At 68.3% G+C, this 13,890-nt stretch carries 15 protein-coding genes; 11 read left to right on the top strand and 4 right to left on the bottom strand.

Features of this window, described 5'->3' with window-relative positions:
- Nucleotides 1–34: 34 nt before the first annotated feature.
- The 7 genes from IY716_RS09375 (at nucleotide 35) to IY716_RS09345 (ending at nucleotide 6,450) form a co-directional block, all read left to right on the top strand.
- Nucleotides 35–1,411 carry an NAD-dependent succinate-semialdehyde dehydrogenase gene (locus IY716_RS09375; RefSeq protein WP_218221256.1) on the top strand — a complete coding sequence of 459 codons (1,377 nt, stop codon included), beginning with the start codon at nucleotides 35–37 and terminating at the stop codon, nucleotides 1,409–1,411.
- Between the two features lie 13 nt (nucleotides 1,412–1,424).
- Nucleotides 1,425–1,796 carry a sterol carrier family protein gene (locus tag IY716_RS09370; RefSeq protein WP_218221255.1) on the top strand — a complete coding sequence of 124 codons (372 nt, stop codon included), beginning with the start codon at nucleotides 1,425–1,427 and terminating at the stop codon, nucleotides 1,794–1,796.
- A 137-nt stretch (nucleotides 1,797–1,933) separates the two neighbouring features.
- A complete protein-coding gene (locus tag IY716_RS09365; protein WP_218221254.1) occupies nucleotides 1,934–2,257 on the top strand; it encodes a hypothetical protein in 324 nt (107 codons plus the stop codon).
- Nucleotides 2,244–3,812, top strand: coding sequence for an amidophosphoribosyltransferase (gene purF / locus IY716_RS09360; protein WP_218221253.1), 1,569 nt, complete (start codon nucleotides 2,244–2,246; stop codon nucleotides 3,810–3,812). The genes IY716_RS09365 and purF overlap by 14 nt, the downstream gene beginning before the upstream one ends.
- Nucleotides 3,809–4,996 (top strand): phosphoribosylformylglycinamidine cyclo-ligase, encoded by a 1,188-nt coding sequence (purM, locus tag IY716_RS09355; protein ID WP_218221252.1) that lies wholly within the window; start codon nucleotides 3,809–3,811, stop codon nucleotides 4,994–4,996. The genes purF and purM overlap by 4 nt, the downstream gene beginning before the upstream one ends.
- A 130-nt stretch (nucleotides 4,997–5,126) precedes the next feature.
- Nucleotides 5,127–6,113, top strand: a complete 987-nt coding sequence (locus IY716_RS09350) for a hypothetical protein (RefSeq protein WP_218221251.1) — start codon at nucleotides 5,127–5,129, stop codon at nucleotides 6,111–6,113.
- On the top strand, nucleotides 6,106–6,450 hold the full coding sequence (locus IY716_RS09345) for a GntR family transcriptional regulator (protein ID WP_218221250.1): 345 nt from the start codon (nucleotides 6,106–6,108) through the stop codon (nucleotides 6,448–6,450). Before IY716_RS09350 ends, IY716_RS09345 begins: the two co-directional genes overlap by 8 nt.
- Here IY716_RS09345 and IY716_RS09340 read toward each other — a convergent pair.
- Nucleotides 6,407–6,727 carry a hypothetical protein gene (locus IY716_RS09340; protein WP_218221249.1) on the bottom strand — a complete coding sequence of 107 codons (321 nt, stop codon included), beginning with the start codon at nucleotides 6,725–6,727 and terminating at the stop codon, nucleotides 6,407–6,409. The genes IY716_RS09345 and IY716_RS09340 overlap by 44 nt on opposite strands.
- A 75-nt stretch (nucleotides 6,728–6,802) precedes the next feature.
- Here IY716_RS09340 and IY716_RS09335 point away from each other — a divergent pair, with 75 nt between their 5' ends.
- From IY716_RS09335 to IY716_RS13895, 4 genes are read left to right on the top strand one after another with little or no spacing between them, the layout of a single operon-like run.
- On the top strand, nucleotides 6,803–7,873 hold the full coding sequence (locus IY716_RS09335) for a nucleoside hydrolase (RefSeq protein WP_218221248.1): 1,071 nt from the start codon (nucleotides 6,803–6,805) through the stop codon (nucleotides 7,871–7,873).
- Nucleotides 7,860–8,804 carry a histidine kinase gene (locus IY716_RS09330; RefSeq protein WP_218221247.1) on the top strand — a complete coding sequence of 315 codons (945 nt, stop codon included), beginning with the start codon at nucleotides 7,860–7,862 and terminating at the stop codon, nucleotides 8,802–8,804. The genes IY716_RS09335 and IY716_RS09330 overlap by 14 nt, the downstream gene beginning before the upstream one ends.
- Nucleotides 8,782–9,564 (top strand): energy-coupling factor transporter transmembrane protein EcfT, encoded by a 783-nt coding sequence (locus IY716_RS09325; protein WP_218221246.1) that lies wholly within the window; start codon nucleotides 8,782–8,784, stop codon nucleotides 9,562–9,564. Before IY716_RS09330 ends, IY716_RS09325 begins: the two co-directional genes overlap by 23 nt.
- Nucleotides 9,557–11,038 carry an ATP-binding cassette domain-containing protein gene (locus IY716_RS13895; protein ID WP_218221245.1) on the top strand — a complete coding sequence of 494 codons (1,482 nt, stop codon included), beginning with the start codon at nucleotides 9,557–9,559 and terminating at the stop codon, nucleotides 11,036–11,038. The genes IY716_RS09325 and IY716_RS13895 overlap by 8 nt, the downstream gene beginning before the upstream one ends.
- Nucleotides 11,039–11,078: 40 nt before the next feature.
- Here the strand turns inward: IY716_RS13895 and IY716_RS09315 are convergent, their stop codons facing one another.
- Genes IY716_RS09315 through IY716_RS09305 form a run of 3 tightly spaced genes read right to left on the bottom strand, consistent with a single transcriptional unit; the run spans nucleotide 11,079 to nucleotide 13,881 of the window.
- A complete protein-coding gene (locus IY716_RS09315) occupies nucleotides 11,079–11,690 on the bottom strand; it encodes a LysE family translocator (RefSeq protein ID WP_218221244.1) in 612 nt (203 codons plus the stop codon).
- A 9-nt stretch (nucleotides 11,691–11,699) separates the two neighbouring features.
- Nucleotides 11,700–12,326, bottom strand: a complete 627-nt coding sequence (locus tag IY716_RS09310; RefSeq protein ID WP_218221243.1) for a TetR/AcrR family transcriptional regulator — start codon at nucleotides 12,324–12,326, stop codon at nucleotides 11,700–11,702.
- A gap of 16 nt (nucleotides 12,327–12,342) precedes the next feature.
- Nucleotides 12,343–13,881: an MFS transporter gene (locus IY716_RS09305; protein WP_255316487.1), complete on the bottom strand. Its 1,539-nt coding sequence runs from the start codon at nucleotides 13,879–13,881 to the stop codon at nucleotides 12,343–12,345.
- Nucleotides 13,882–13,890: the final 9 nt, after the last annotated feature.

Genomic DNA, 13,890 nt, shown 5'->3' with positions numbered 1-13,890 from the left:
GATACGACCACTGAGAAGCGAGGCATTGATTTCTATGGCCGACTACAAAGTCACCAACCCAGCCACCGGTGAGGTCGAGGCGGAGTTCGCCACCCTCACCGACGAGCAGCTGCGCGAGTCCCTGGACCGCACTGCTGAGACCTTCACGACCTGGTCACAGTCCGAGCTCTCCGAGCGCGCCAACCTGCTGCGCCGCGCCGCGGACCTCTACGAGGAGCGCAAGGACAAGCTCGCCGAGATCATCACCCGCGAGATGGGCAAGCCGATCAAGCAGGCCCGCTCCGAGCTCGACATCGTCATCTCGATCTTCAACTACTACGCCGACCACGGCACAGAGTTCCTGAAGGACGAGGAGATCACCGACGCACCCGACGGACGCGCGTTCATGCAGAGCGAGCCCTTCGGGGTGCTGCTGGGCATCATGCCCTGGAACTTCCCGTACTACCAGGTGGCACGCTTCGCCGCGCCGAACCTGATGATCGGCAACACGATCCTGCTCAAGCACGCCTCCCAGTGCCCCGAGTCCGCGGCGGCCATCGAGCAGATCTTCCACGACGCCGGCTTCCCGGAGCATGCCTACACCAACGTGTACGTCTCCAGCCAGCAGATCGCCGAGATCGTCATCCCGGACCCGCGCGTCCAGGGCGTCTCGCTGACCGGCTCCGAACGGGCCGGCACCAAGGTCGCCGCCACGGCGGGCGAGAACCTGAAGAAGGTCGTCCTCGAGCTCGGCGGCAATGACCCGCTGCTGGTGCTGGATCGCGAGATCCTCCCGAAGGCGGTCAAGGGCGCGGTCTCCGGCCGGATGGCCAACGCCGGCCAGGCCTGCAACGCCGCCAAGCGCGTGATCGTGCTCGAGGAGTTCTACGACGAGTTCATGGAGCAGTTCCGCGAGTCGCTCGGCAAGATCGAGCTGCGCGATCCGATGTCCGAAGACTCCTTCGTCGGTCCGATGTCCTCGGTCTCGGCGGCCGAGGATCTGCACGAGCAGGTCCAGGACACCGTGAAGCAGGGCGCAACCCTGCACATGGGCGGCGACTTCGACGAGCGCGGCGGTGCCTGGTACCAGCCCACGCTGCTGACCGACATCACCCCGGAGATGCGCGCCTACGGCGAAGAGCTCTTTGGCCCCGTGGCCATGGTCTACAAGGTCGCGAACGAGGAAGAAGCCGTCCGCCTGGCGAACGACACTCAGTACGGTCTCTCCGCCTCGGTCTACGCCTCTGACGAGGCACGCGCCCAGCGCGTGGGTGAGCAGATCCAGACCGGCATGGTCTTCGTGAACCAGCCCCCAGGCACCTCCGCCGAGCTGCCCTTCGGCGGCGTGAAGCGCTCCGGCGTGGGTCGCGAGCTGGGCCCCTACGGGATGGCCGAGTTCGTCAATAAGCGGCTGGTCAAGATCGCCGGCTGATCAGGCGATAGATATGGCCCGACGTCGCATCTCCACGGAGAAGGGAAGAGCCGCCGTTCTGCATTGGCAGGACGGCGGCTCGGACCGCGCCACCCTTGCCACCGCCGTGCGCTACCTCCTGGAGGAGCTCGCCGAGGTGGCGCCGGGGAACTCCGTGGAGGTGCGCGTCCCGCCCTTCGGGGTGACCCAGTGCGTCGAGGGCCCGACGCATTCGCGCGGCACTCCCCCCAATGTGGTGGAGCTTGCCCCGCAGACCTGGCTGGAACTGGCCACCGGCGGGACCGAATGGGCGGAAGCGGTGGCCGAGGCACGCGTCGCCGCCTCCGGAACCAGGGCCGATCTCTCTGCCCTGCTGCCGCTGAAGGTGACACGAAGCAGCCGCTGAGCTGGACCGAGCCAGCCGACTGGGCTCGACCAGGACCGGCCGGATGACCATGGCTCAGCGCAGCCGTGGCAACCACCCTCACGCACCGAGCCTCCCAGGGTGCAGGACACTCAGGCAGGGCCGGTAGCATGGGTCATATGTCTTCACGCGAGCAGCCCGACGCGTCAGCGCGTCGGCAGGTGACAGTTCGCCCCACCCCCCGGCTGAGCCCGTTCCTGATCGCAGGAGTGCTGGCGGGCGTGGTGGCCGCCGTCGTCGTGGTCCTGGTCACCGGACCCGCCGAGGACTACACCACAGCGGGCTCGCTGGGGTATCTCACAGTGGCGTTCGCCATCCCCGGGCTGGCCCTGGGCGCGGTGGCCTGGCTGCTGATCGACTGGCGCTCACGGAAGCGCACCCGCACTTACGACCTGCAGAAGCTCGACGCTGCAGAGAGGACACCTGCGCATGGCTCGGAGTGATGGCCGGCTGAATTTCAACCTCCTCGACGAGGACCCGCTGCCGCAGGATGAATGCGGCGTCTTCGGCGTCTGGGCCCCTGGGGAGGAAGTCTCCAAGCTCGCCTACTACGGGCTCTACGCTCTGCAGCACCGCGGCCAGGAGTCCGCCGGAATCGCTGCCTCGGACGGCAAGAGCATCCGGGTGTACAAGGACCTCGGCCTGGTCTCCCAGGTCTTCGACGAGTCCACGCTGAACTCGCTGACCGGGCACATCGCCGTCGGACACTGCCGCTACTCCACCACCGGAGCCAGCCAATGGTCCAACGCCCAGCCCACCCTGGGCGACACCCCGCACGGGACCGTGGCGCTGGGGCACAACGGCAACCTCACCAACTCCGCGGATCTGCGCGATCGCATCCTCGAACGCCACGGCCGCGCCGACTTCGGCGAGCTCAACCAGGGCAACACCACCGACACCGCCCTGGTCACCGCCCTGCTCAAGGACCAGCCCGGCGATTCCCTGGAGGAGCAGGCCCTTGCGCTGCTGCCCACCCTGGAGGGCGCGTTCTGCCTGGTGTTCATGAATGAAGGCACGCTCTACGCCGCACGGGATCCCCATGGTGTCCGTCCGCTGGTGCTGGGCCGGCTCGCCAGCGGCTGGGTGGTCGCCTCCGAGCAGTCCGCGCTGGCCACCGTGGGCGCCTCGATCATCCGCGAGATCGAGCCCGGCGAGCTGATCGCCATCGACTCCGACGGCGTGCGGTCCCACCGCTTCGCCGCCGCCACCCCCTCGCGCTGCGTCTTCGAGTACGTGTACCTGGCCCGTCCGGACGCGAACATCAACGGCCGCTCGGTCTACGAGTCCCGCGTCGAGATGGGCCGCCAGCTGGCCCGCGAGGACACCCACGACGCCGACATCGTCATCCCCGTCCCGGAATCCGGGACCCCCGCGGCCGTGGGCTACGCGGAGGCCTCCGGGCTTCCCTTCGCCCAGGGCTTCATCAAGAACGCCTACGTGGGCCGGACCTTCATCGAGCCCTCGCAGACGCTGCGCCAGCTCGGCATCCGGCTCAAGCTCAACGTGCAGGACCATGTGGTCCGCGGCAAGCGCGTGGTGGTGGTAGATGACTCGATCGTCCGCGGCAACACCCAGCGCGCCATCGTGCGGATGCTCAAGGAGGCCGGCGCCGCGGAGATCCACGTGAAGATCTCCTCCCCGCCGGTGAAGTGGCCCTGCTTCTACGGGATCGACTTCGCCTCCCGCGCGGAGCTGATCGCCAACGGTGCCACCATGGAGGAGATCACCCAGGCCGTGGGCGCGGACTCACTGGCCTACATCTCCGAGGACGGCATGATCGCGGCGACCAAGCAGCCACGCTCTACGCTGTGCACCGCCTGCTTCTCCGGGATCTACCCGATCAAGCTGCCCCCGGAGAGCCGTCGCGGCAAGATGCTGCTCGAGACCCCCTCCGCCACCGATGCCGGTTCCACGCAGAACCCCGGCGGCGGCTGCGACCCGGGACCTGATGCCGAATTCGAGATCGACGAGATCCCCCTCGCGGAGGCCAAGAAGTGACTGCACAGAACACCGACGCCGAGACCAGCTCCGGCGCCCCGATCACCTATGCCTCCGCCGGAGTCGACGTGGAGGCGGGAGACCGCGCCGTCGAGCTCATGAAGGCTCATATCGAGGCCACGCACACGCCGCAGGTCTTCGGCGGTTTCGGTGGATTCGCCGGCCTCTACGACGCCAGTGAGCTCAAGCGGCTGCCGCGTCCGCTGCTGGCCACGTCGACCGACGGGGTCGGCACCAAGGTGGCGATCGCCCAGGCCATGGACATCCACGACACCATCGGTTTCGACCTGGTCGGCATGGTGGTCGACGACATCGTGGTGATGGGCGCCAAGCCGCTGTTCATGACCGACTACATCGCCACGGGCAAGGTGGAGCCCGCGCGGATCGCCGCCGTGGTCTCCGGGATCGCCAAGGCCGCCGCAGAGACCGGCACCGCACTGATCGGCGGAGAGACCGCCGAGCACCCCGGGCTGCTCGCCGAGGATGAGTACGACGTCGCGGGCGCTGCCACAGGCGTGGTCGACGCCTCCGCAGTGCTCGGCCCGGAGCGGGTGCGCGCCGGTGACGTGATCATCGGCATGGCCTCCTCCGGCATCCACTCCAACGGATACTCGCTGGTCCGCCGCGTGATCTCCTCCGCCGGCTGGGGCTACGAGCGTGAGGTCTCCGAGTTCGGCCGCACACTGGGCCAGGAGCTGCTGGAGCCCACCCGGCTCTACACGAAGCCCTGTCTGGACCTGGTCACCGCGCTCAACGGTGATCCGGCCGAGGCCGAGGTCTCCCCCGAGGCGCCGGTCCGCGGCTTCAGCCACGTCACCGGCGGCGGCCTCGCCGCCAACCTGGCGCGCGTGCTTCCCGCCGGGCTCATGGCCACCGTAGACCGCTCCACCTGGTCCTGGCCCGCGGTGTTCTCGCTGATCGCCCGGCTCGGCTCGGTCCCGCAGGCGGATCTGGAGCGCACGCTGAACCTGGGCGTGGGCATGGTCGCCGTGGTCTCGGCAGACAAGGCCGACGACGCCGTCGCGCACCTCAACGCCTCCGGCCAGTCCGCCTGGGTCATGGGCGAGGTCAGCGCCTACCGCCCCGAGGAACCTCGCGTGGCTGACGCGGGTCTGGACTTCGTCCAGGGCGCCAAGGGAGTCGACGGCGGCGGAGTGCTGCTGACTGGGAGCTACGCCTCCTGATCGTTCCAGTGGGTGAATAGGAGCCGCCCATCGGACTTCTTGTACTGTTCAGCTGACACAAATTCTTGTACGTTGTCAGTGATATAAGAACGTCCGCTGCGGCGGAACCGCCTCTTCACTTGGAGTGACCATGCCTGTCTGGCAGATCTTCCTCGATGCACCGATCGTGATCCTTGCGGCGCTGATCGTCGCTTGCTTCTCGATTCCGTTGCTGCGCGGCTGGCTGCCGCGTGCGCCGCGCCTGCGGGACCAAGCTCGGCCCGACGGCATCGTGCGCCTCGCACTCGGGGTGCTGGCACTGGGTGCCCTGCTCTACTCCGTCTCCTACCGACTGAGAAGCTACTTGGCGGACGGGATGCTCCTGCTGGACTATCACTGGTGGTCCTATGCCGATCTCCTGCTCGGAGCATGCATAGGACTGCTCTGCCTCGGGCTGCTGACAGCGCTGTTCCGCCGAACCCCAGCATCCCCCGTCGCCCCGGCGCGGCCGCGGACCTGGCGATCCTTTCTGGGTGCGCGTCAGCTGTTGCTGCTGATCATCCCCACTGCACTGCTGTTGGTGTTCGTCGCCTTCGCAGGCTCAGCCTCCAGCCCAGATGAAGACGGCATCTACCGCATCCTCGAGCTCGACGTCGGCGAGGATGCGAGCGGCGTCGGGGGCGGAATGCGCATGACCTTCTTCGGCTGGGCCTATGGACTGCCGGTCGCCGGGGTTGCGTTGGCCCTGGTGCTTCTGACGCTTCTGGTGCTGCATGTGAACGCCGCGCGCCCGTTCCTACGGCCAGAGACGGTGACAGCGGAAGAGGCCTCGCGATCGACCCTCTCTTCCCTGGTCATCTTCTTCAGCGCCGGCGCGGTGCTGGTCACGCTGGCTCGGGCCACACGTCTGGTGTCCAAGGCAGGTGACATCACGCTGGTCAGAGACGGATACGTGTGGGAGACCAGCGTCTCCGCGATCTCACCTTGGCTGTTCTGGGCCTCACTGGCCCTCCAGCTGCTCGGCTACGTCCTGCTGCTGCTGGTGGCTCGCATCGCACTGCGCCGGCCACGAGCGATTCCCGGCGGACCGTCCAGCTCGGCAGCGCGCTCACACGGAGAGCTCAACGCTCATGGCTGAGTATGCGTCCGAGGACATCGCGGACCACTACCGCGGCCTGATCCTCTCCGGCCGCGTGGGCGCCGGAGATCGTCTGCCCACGGTTCGGCAGACCGCGCGGGACCTTGGAGTGGCGGCCGGTACCGCCGCCAAGGCCTATCGATCATTGGAATCGGAAGGTCTCATCGTGACCCGAGGCGCTGCGGGCACCCGCGTGGCAGAGCACCCCTCAGTACTGCCGGGAGAACTGCTCGGCCACCTGCGCGAGGCGGTGACGCAGGCAAAGTCTGCAGGAATCTCCCGCAGCGAGCTGCTCAGTGCGCTGCAGGCGACGTGGGCTGATCAGCCCGAGCTCTGATCCGGCGCAGTCTCAGTCCAGCCCAGAGGTAGAAGAGGCCTCCCGCGATCAGCAATGGTCCGAGCACCTGGGGGTTGTGGAGCCAGCCGTCACTCGCCTCCGTGAAGAACCGCCAGGTGGCCATCACTCCGTTGTAGAGGAGTACTGCACTGATACAGAGGCAGAAGGTCACACTCAGCTTCCTGATGTCGCCCAGCATCCACCTGGACCACCGCGGCCACTGCTGCACGGCGTCGGCGCCGCCGTCGTCGTCGTGTGTCCGGAATGATTCCGTCATCTCGCTCACCTCTTGTTCCACCCTATGGACAGAGCAACAGCCCTCGTCAAGACCCCCTCAGCGGAAACCGGCACAATGGGACAGGTGATCCCCCTCTTTCTTGACTGTGACCCCGGCATCGATGACGCCCTGGCGTTGGGCTGGCTGTTCTGCCAGGACGACGTCGAGATCCTCGGCCTCGCGGCCAGCGGCGGCAACGTCTCCACAGATCAGGTGGTGACCAATACCCTGGGCTGGCTGCAGCTCGCGAGCCGCACCGAGATCCCGGTCCATCCTGGGGCCCAGCATCCGCTCGCGGGGGTCTCCGAGTACGCCGAGGAGACCCACGGAGACACCGGCGTCGGGTACGCCCAGCTTCCCGCCGGTGGGAACACCGCCGATGAGCTCAGTGCCGCGGAGGCCTGGGTCCGCGCAGCGCACGCCCACCCTGGGGAGCTGATCGGCGTGGTCACCGGCCCTGCCACCAACCTCGCGCTGGCGCTGCAGTTGGAGCCTAGGCTTCCGCAGCTGCTGAAGCGGCTGTTCGTCATGGGCGGGGCCTTCAACTATCGCGGCAACACCCGACCCACCACCGAGTGGAACATCAGCTATGACCCTGAGGCCGCCAAGGCAGTGCTGGATGCCTTCGGTGAGGCCGACCATCTGCCGGTGATCGGTCCGATCGAGGCCACGGAGGCGGTGGCGCTGACGCCTGAGCGTCTGGGACAGATGCTCGCCGGACCCACGACCCCGCAGTGGTCGGCCTGGCTGGCTCAGCTGGCCGAGGCGCTGCGCTTCTACTTCGAGTTCCACGAGTCCGACGGCCACGGCTACCTGGCCCACGTCCACGATCCCTATGTCACTGCAGCAGCGGTCGCCTGGGCCCGGAAACAGCCTGAAAGCTCCTCTCCAGCGGACGAGGCTGACGTGGATTCGTCTGCGCAGGAAACACACGGGATAATTCCCTGGGCGCACAAGACCGAGAAGGCAGCGGTCGACGTCGAACTCTTCGGCACCCTGACCCGCGGCGAGACTGTGGCCGATTGGCTGGGCCGCTGGGGCCGAGCGCCCAATGCCGAGATCATCCGAAGCCTGGACGCTGACGCGTTCCTTGATCACCTGACCGACACTCTGAGAAAAGGACCACATCATCATGACCCCCACTGACACGCACTCTGGGCAGGGGTCCGTCACCGCGGCGGATCCCGGAGAAACCCCGAAGCACCGCACCACCCGCACCACCGCAGACCGGGCCGGCAACCACCTCCGCCCTGCTCCCCCACTTTGGTCCGTCCTGGCGCTGACTGCCGGGGCCGCCGTCATCGTCGGGACCTACCTCTGGGTGCTCACCACCCAGCCCGCGACCCTCGGCGCCGACCTCGGCACCACTACCCTCGGGGTGATGGTCGGCTATCTGCTCGGCGCAGCCCTGATCGCCGCCGGCGCCCTCCCCCGCATCCCGCGCAGCGTGCTGGCGCTGATGCCCGTGATGATCGCGCTGAACATCGCCGCCGGGCAGGTCGTCGGCACGATGACCGCCCTCCCGCTCTATCTGGATTCCCTGGGCACTGTGATCATCGGTGTCATCGCAGGGCCCGCTGCCGGCGCGCTGACCGGCATCCTGACCAACGTCATCTGGGGCGTGACGATCAACCCGACGGTCATCGCCTTCACCGCGGGGGCTGCCTTCATCGGCGCCGCCGCAGGCTGGGCCGCCCGGCTCGGCGGATTCCGCCGCATCTGGTGGGCCGTCATCGCTGGCGCCATCGCGGGAATCCCCACCGGTCTGATCGCCACGCCCGTCGCGGCCTTCATCTACGGAGGCGGACTCGGCGTGGGCACGGGCAGCCTCGTCGCAGCCCTGCAGGGAGCCGGGGCCTCCATGCTGGGTGCCGCCACCATTCAGGGGCTGGGAAGTGACATCGCAGACAAGGCCATCATCTTCGCACTGGCCTTCATCGTGGTCGCGGCCCTGCCCAAGCGGCTGCGCAGCAGATTCCCCTTCACCGAACATTCCGCGGTCAAGCGATCCGCAGCGCGAGGTTCGGGTAAGCGGAGCTCTGCAGGAGCCGCGCATGCGGCTGCACCCAGCCACTGAGCTGGTCCTGCTCGGCTGCGCGCTGCTGCTCGTCTACGGGATTTCCTCACCGCTGGTCCCGGCCGCCGTGCTTACGTGCACGGTGGTCGGGGCGGCGGTCTCCCGCCGGGTCCGCTTCCGCAGCTGGGCGCTGACCCTGCTGGTGCTGGCTGGACCCATGCTGGTCATGGTGGGCATCATCCAAGGACTGTTCTACCCCGGCGAGCAGGCCCAGGTCCTCGCCGAGTTCGGCCCAGCTGCGGTCACCGCGGAGGGGCTCGCCCTGGCGGTCCAGCTCTGGCTGCGCGTGGCCGCGATGGTCGCCGTCTGTGCGCTCTTCGCCTTCGGCTCGGATCCTTCCCGTGCCTTCGACGGACTGCTGACCCTGCGGGTGCCGCTCGCCCTGGCCTACGTCTGCGCGGCGGCCCTGAGCCTCATCCCGCTTGCCCAGCACCAGGTCCGCGCCGCCCTGGCTGCCCGCGCCGCGCGAGGCTGGGACACCAGCCGGCTCCTGGTGCGGCTGCGCCTGCTCGCCGGGGTGCTCACCGGACTGCTCGTCACGGCGATCACTCAGCTGGACCAGCGTCACGACGCCCTGGTCCAGCGTGGCTTCGGCGAGACCTCCCAACCCACCCCGGCCCAGTTCTACCCCCAGGGGACCACGCAGCGGGCGCTGCGTTGGGGAGCCGTCCTCTTCTCGGTGTCTCTGGTCTGCGCTTCGCTCGCCGGGCTGCTGCCGCTGCCCGCCGCCACTGATCTGATGGGGCTCTCCGATGCCTGACAACTCCCCGCAGGCCATGCCGCTGCTCAGCTTGGGCGGGTTCAGCTTCACCTACCGGGGCGCCGACGGGCCGTCCCTGCGCGACATCGACCTGGTCCTGCGCCCCGGGGAGGCCGTGGCCGTGCTCGGACCGCAGGGGGCGGGCACCTCCACACTGGCCCGCGCCGCAGCGGGACTCCTCGGCGAACACGGCCACGCCACGGGCACCCGGATCCTCGACGGCGCGGGGATCGGCATGCTCGGCGATGACCCGGAGGCCCAGCTGACCGGCCTGACCCGCACGGTCCGCGAGGAGGCGGCGCTGCCGGGGCGACTGATCGGTCTGCCGCTGCAGGACTGCCTAGATCGCGCCGCGTCCAGCCTCGAATCTCTCGGCATCGAAGCACTGGCCGAGCGCGCGCTCTCAACACTCTCCGGCGGGGAACGCCAGCTCACCGCCCTGGCCGGGCTGCTCACCCTGGGCCCAGGCGTGCTGGTGTTGGATCAGCCCTCTCAATCACTGGACCACAGCGCACGACGCCGCCTGGCCCGGTCCATGCGCGAGTTTCGCGCTGCCGGTGGCGCAGTGCTGCTCACCGGGCATCAGCATGACGAACTCTCTGCGGAATGTGATCTCGTGCTGTTCCTGGATCAGGGAACCATCGTCTCGAACCCAGAAAGCAACCATCCGGGGGACCTGACGGAGGCCCAGCTTCACTGCCGGGGCATCTGGAACGCGCGCGGTGAGGCGGTGGTCCCTGACTCTGTGGTCGCAGAATCAGCGGAGAACCTCGATTCTCCGCCGGCGCTTCGCGTCCGGGAGCTGTCAGTGCGCCGCGAAGAGACTTACGTTCTGGACGGTATCGACCTTGACCTGCGACCCGGCGAGACCACCGTGCTGCTGGGCGCGAACGGCTCCGGAAAGTCCACCCTGCTCGGCGCCCTCGCAGGCCTGGTGCCGGCGGAGCCGGACGCCGAAGTGACCGGGGTTGCGGGCGTGGATCTCGCCTCGGCACCCGCGCATGTGCGAGCAGCACATCTGGCCTGGGTTGGGCAGGACCCGGGAGATCAGATCTCCGCCTCCACGGTCATTGGCGAGCTGCGGCGCGCCGTGCCGCTGAGTACTGGTGGTCGTCGACTGGGCAGGGATGCTCGCAAGCAGGCGCGCGCAGAGCGGGAGCTCGACGTGGCACAGGTGCTGGAGGCCGCCGACCTGACCCAGCACTCCGAAGACCACCCCTACGACTTGCAGCCCGCGCAGCGCAAAGACTGCGTCATCGCCTCCGCTCTGCTCCTGCGGCCTGCGGTGTTGCTGCTCGACGAGCCCACGCTTGGTCGGGATGCCCCCGGGATGGAACGGTTGAGTCGATTGCTGCGTGGATTCACCGCCGCAGGAGGAGCCGTGCTGGTGTCGACCCATGATCGGCGCTGGGCAGCAGAGATCAGTAATCACCGGTGGACGCTGCGCGCGGGACGACTGCACCCACATTCCTGACCGGTCTTTCTAGTCTGCGGTGCGCAGGAGGCTGGCAAGACTACAGGGGCAGGGATTGCCAGGTGTCGATCATCGCGGGGACCACCGAGATGACCAGCAGGACCGCCATCACCACGTTGAAGATGAGCATGTGCTTCGGCTGGGAGATCACCTTGCCGGCGCCGACGCCGAGCAGCGTCCAGGCCACGGTGAAGGGAGCGCCGAAGCACACGGCCACCAGGGCGATCACGGCGACCTCCGCCAGGAAGGAGTCCCAGAAGCCGGTGAAGGTGCTCAGCGCCGCCACGGAGAGGGTCCACGCTTTGGGATTCACGAACTGGAACAGCGCCATCTGCACGAACCCGGGTGGCTTGGCCTCCTGCTTGAGCCGCAGGTCCGTGGGTCCCGTGGCGATCTTGAACGCGAGCCAGAGCAGGTAGAGGATGCCGATCGGGCGCAGGATGTCCAAGATGACCGGCCACTGATCGAGCACCTGACCCAGCCCGATCCCGACCAGCAGCACCATGGACGGGAAGCCGACATTCACGCCGAGGATCGCGCGCAGGGTGCGCTTGAACCCGTAGGCGGCACCGGAGGCCATCACAATGGTGTTGTTCGGCCCCGGAGTGCCGGCGCCGGCCATCACGAAGAAGATCAGAGAGAGAATCGCCACTGAAAGAGACTACTCGGTGGAGTCGGCGCTGCGGGCCGCAGGGTCATCACCGCTCGACGCCGCCAGCGCCTCAGCTCTCTGCGCCAGCGCGATGATCTCCTCCGTGACTCGCTCGCGCATCCGCACATCCAGGCCTTCAGTGGAGAGCGCCTCGTAGAACCACAGCCCGTCCGCGGCGAGCCGCGCGATGAAGCGCTGGACCGCGGCGGCTTCCGCGGCGTCGTCGTCGGCCTGGTCCTGAGACTCCGGGGGCGCCGGCGGCTGCGGGGCCCAACGAGCGTAGACCTCATCCCAGGCAGCGTTGGCCACCGGGTCCTCGGAGGCCTCCAGCATGAGCAGCAGCTCGGCGCGGTCGGGATTCTGCGAGAGCCGAACGAAGGCCCGGAAGCGTTCATCCCAAGTGAGCTCATCTGCAGTCCCGCCCGCCTGCGCCTCCAGGGACCGCTCCCACTGCGCCGCCACGTGACGGTGCAGTTCCAGCAGCAGCTCCTCCCGGGAGGGGAAGTGGTAGAGCAGCCCACCCTTGGTCATCCCGGCCTCTGCGGCCACGGATTCGTAGGTCAGCGTGGTCACGCCGTCGCGCTGGACCACACGGGTCGCGGCGTCGAGGATCTCGTGACGTTTGGAGGGGCGCACAGTGCTGGGTCTCCGCTCAGTGGTTTCCGGGGTAGGCCTGGGATTCGCTGCCCGGAGTGTACCGGCGCAGCATCCAGCCTGAGGCGATCGTGGCGAGCAGCATGACCACGGCGACGCCGATCAGCACCGCAAGATAAGCGGTGTCGAAGGCCTCGGCGGCCGCCGCCATCGCGGGAGCGTTCCCGGATTCAAGCACCGCTGCCGGGGCCTGGCCGCTGAACTCCTCTGTGCCGGCGGGCAGGACCAGCACCCGGGTGTAGACGAAGGTGATCAGGCTGCCCAGCAGGGCCACGCCGACGAGTCCGCCGAACTCGTAGGAGACCTCCTCGATGGAGGCGGCCATTCCGGCGCGGCGCGGCGGGACGTTGCCCATGATCGCGGTGGAGGCCACCGACATGGAAGCGCCCAGTCCGGCGCCGAGCACACCGAAGCTGATCACCAGCCAGAGCAGGGAATCCTCGAGTGTGGCGAAGATGGCTCCACCCGCGCCCACGGCTGCAAGTGCCATGCCGCCGCCGATCAGCGTGAGCAGGCCGGAGCGGTGCAGGATCGCGCCGCCGAAGAGCGCGAAGGGCATGGAGCCCACGGCCAGCGCCGAGACGATCAGGCCGGCGTCGAGCGGGCTGAAGCCCTCCACCAGCTGGAAGCGCTGAGTGGTGCCGAGCTGGACGCCGACGATGGCGAAGATGCTGGCCCCGGCGGCGATGACGCCGCCGCTGAACCCGCGGTTGCGGAAGATGGTGAAGTCCACCAGCGGCTCGGAGGTGCGGTTGAGCCGCACCTGCCTCCGGCCGAACACGGTGAGCAGGACGACGGCGACCACCGCGGAGATCAGGAAGAGCGGCCAGTTCACCGGGGTCGCGGCGATGGTCTTGATGGCCAGCACGGCGGCGGTGAGCCCGACCATGACCTGCGCGGAGGACAGCCAGTCCCAGCGGCGGCGTGGATTGGCGATGTTCGCCGGACCCACCACGAGCATCAGCACCAGCGCGGCGACGACGATCGGCACGTTGACCAGGAAGACCGAGCCCCACCAGAAGAACTCCAGCAGCACCCCGGAGACGATGGGCCCCAGCGCCATGCCCACCGTGGCGACGGCGGCCCAGATGGCGATGGCGAGGTTACGCTCCCGCTCCACGGCGAAGGTGAGCCGGATCAGCGCGAGCGTCGCGGGCATCATCGCGGCGGCTCCCACGGCCAGCAGAGCACGGGAGGCGATGAGCATCTCGGAGCTGCCGGAGAACGCCGCCAGTGTCGAGGCCACACCGAAGATTCCGAGCCCGACCTGGAAGATGCGCTTATGCCCGAACCGGTCCCCCAGCGCGCCGGAGCCGGGCAACAGCCCGGCGATGACCAGCGGATACGCATTGATGATCCACAGCTGCGCCGACGACGAGGCCCCGAGCTCCGCGGTGAGCGTGGGCAGCGCGGTGTAGAGGATCGTGTTGTCCAGGGCGATCAGCAGCAGGGCCGAGGAGACGATGGCGAGCATGGTCCAGCGCTGCCACGCGGTGAGCGTGTGGCCGAGCGAGGCATGCAAAGAAGGAAGGGTCATCACCGGAGT

The organism is Nesterenkonia sp. Act20, from assembly GCF_019173455.1.
GTDB lineage: Bacteria > Actinomycetota > Actinomycetes > Actinomycetales > Micrococcaceae > Nesterenkonia.
The sequence above is the reverse complement of the archived record's forward strand: the minus strand, read 5'-3'. Positions and strand labels throughout refer to the sequence as shown.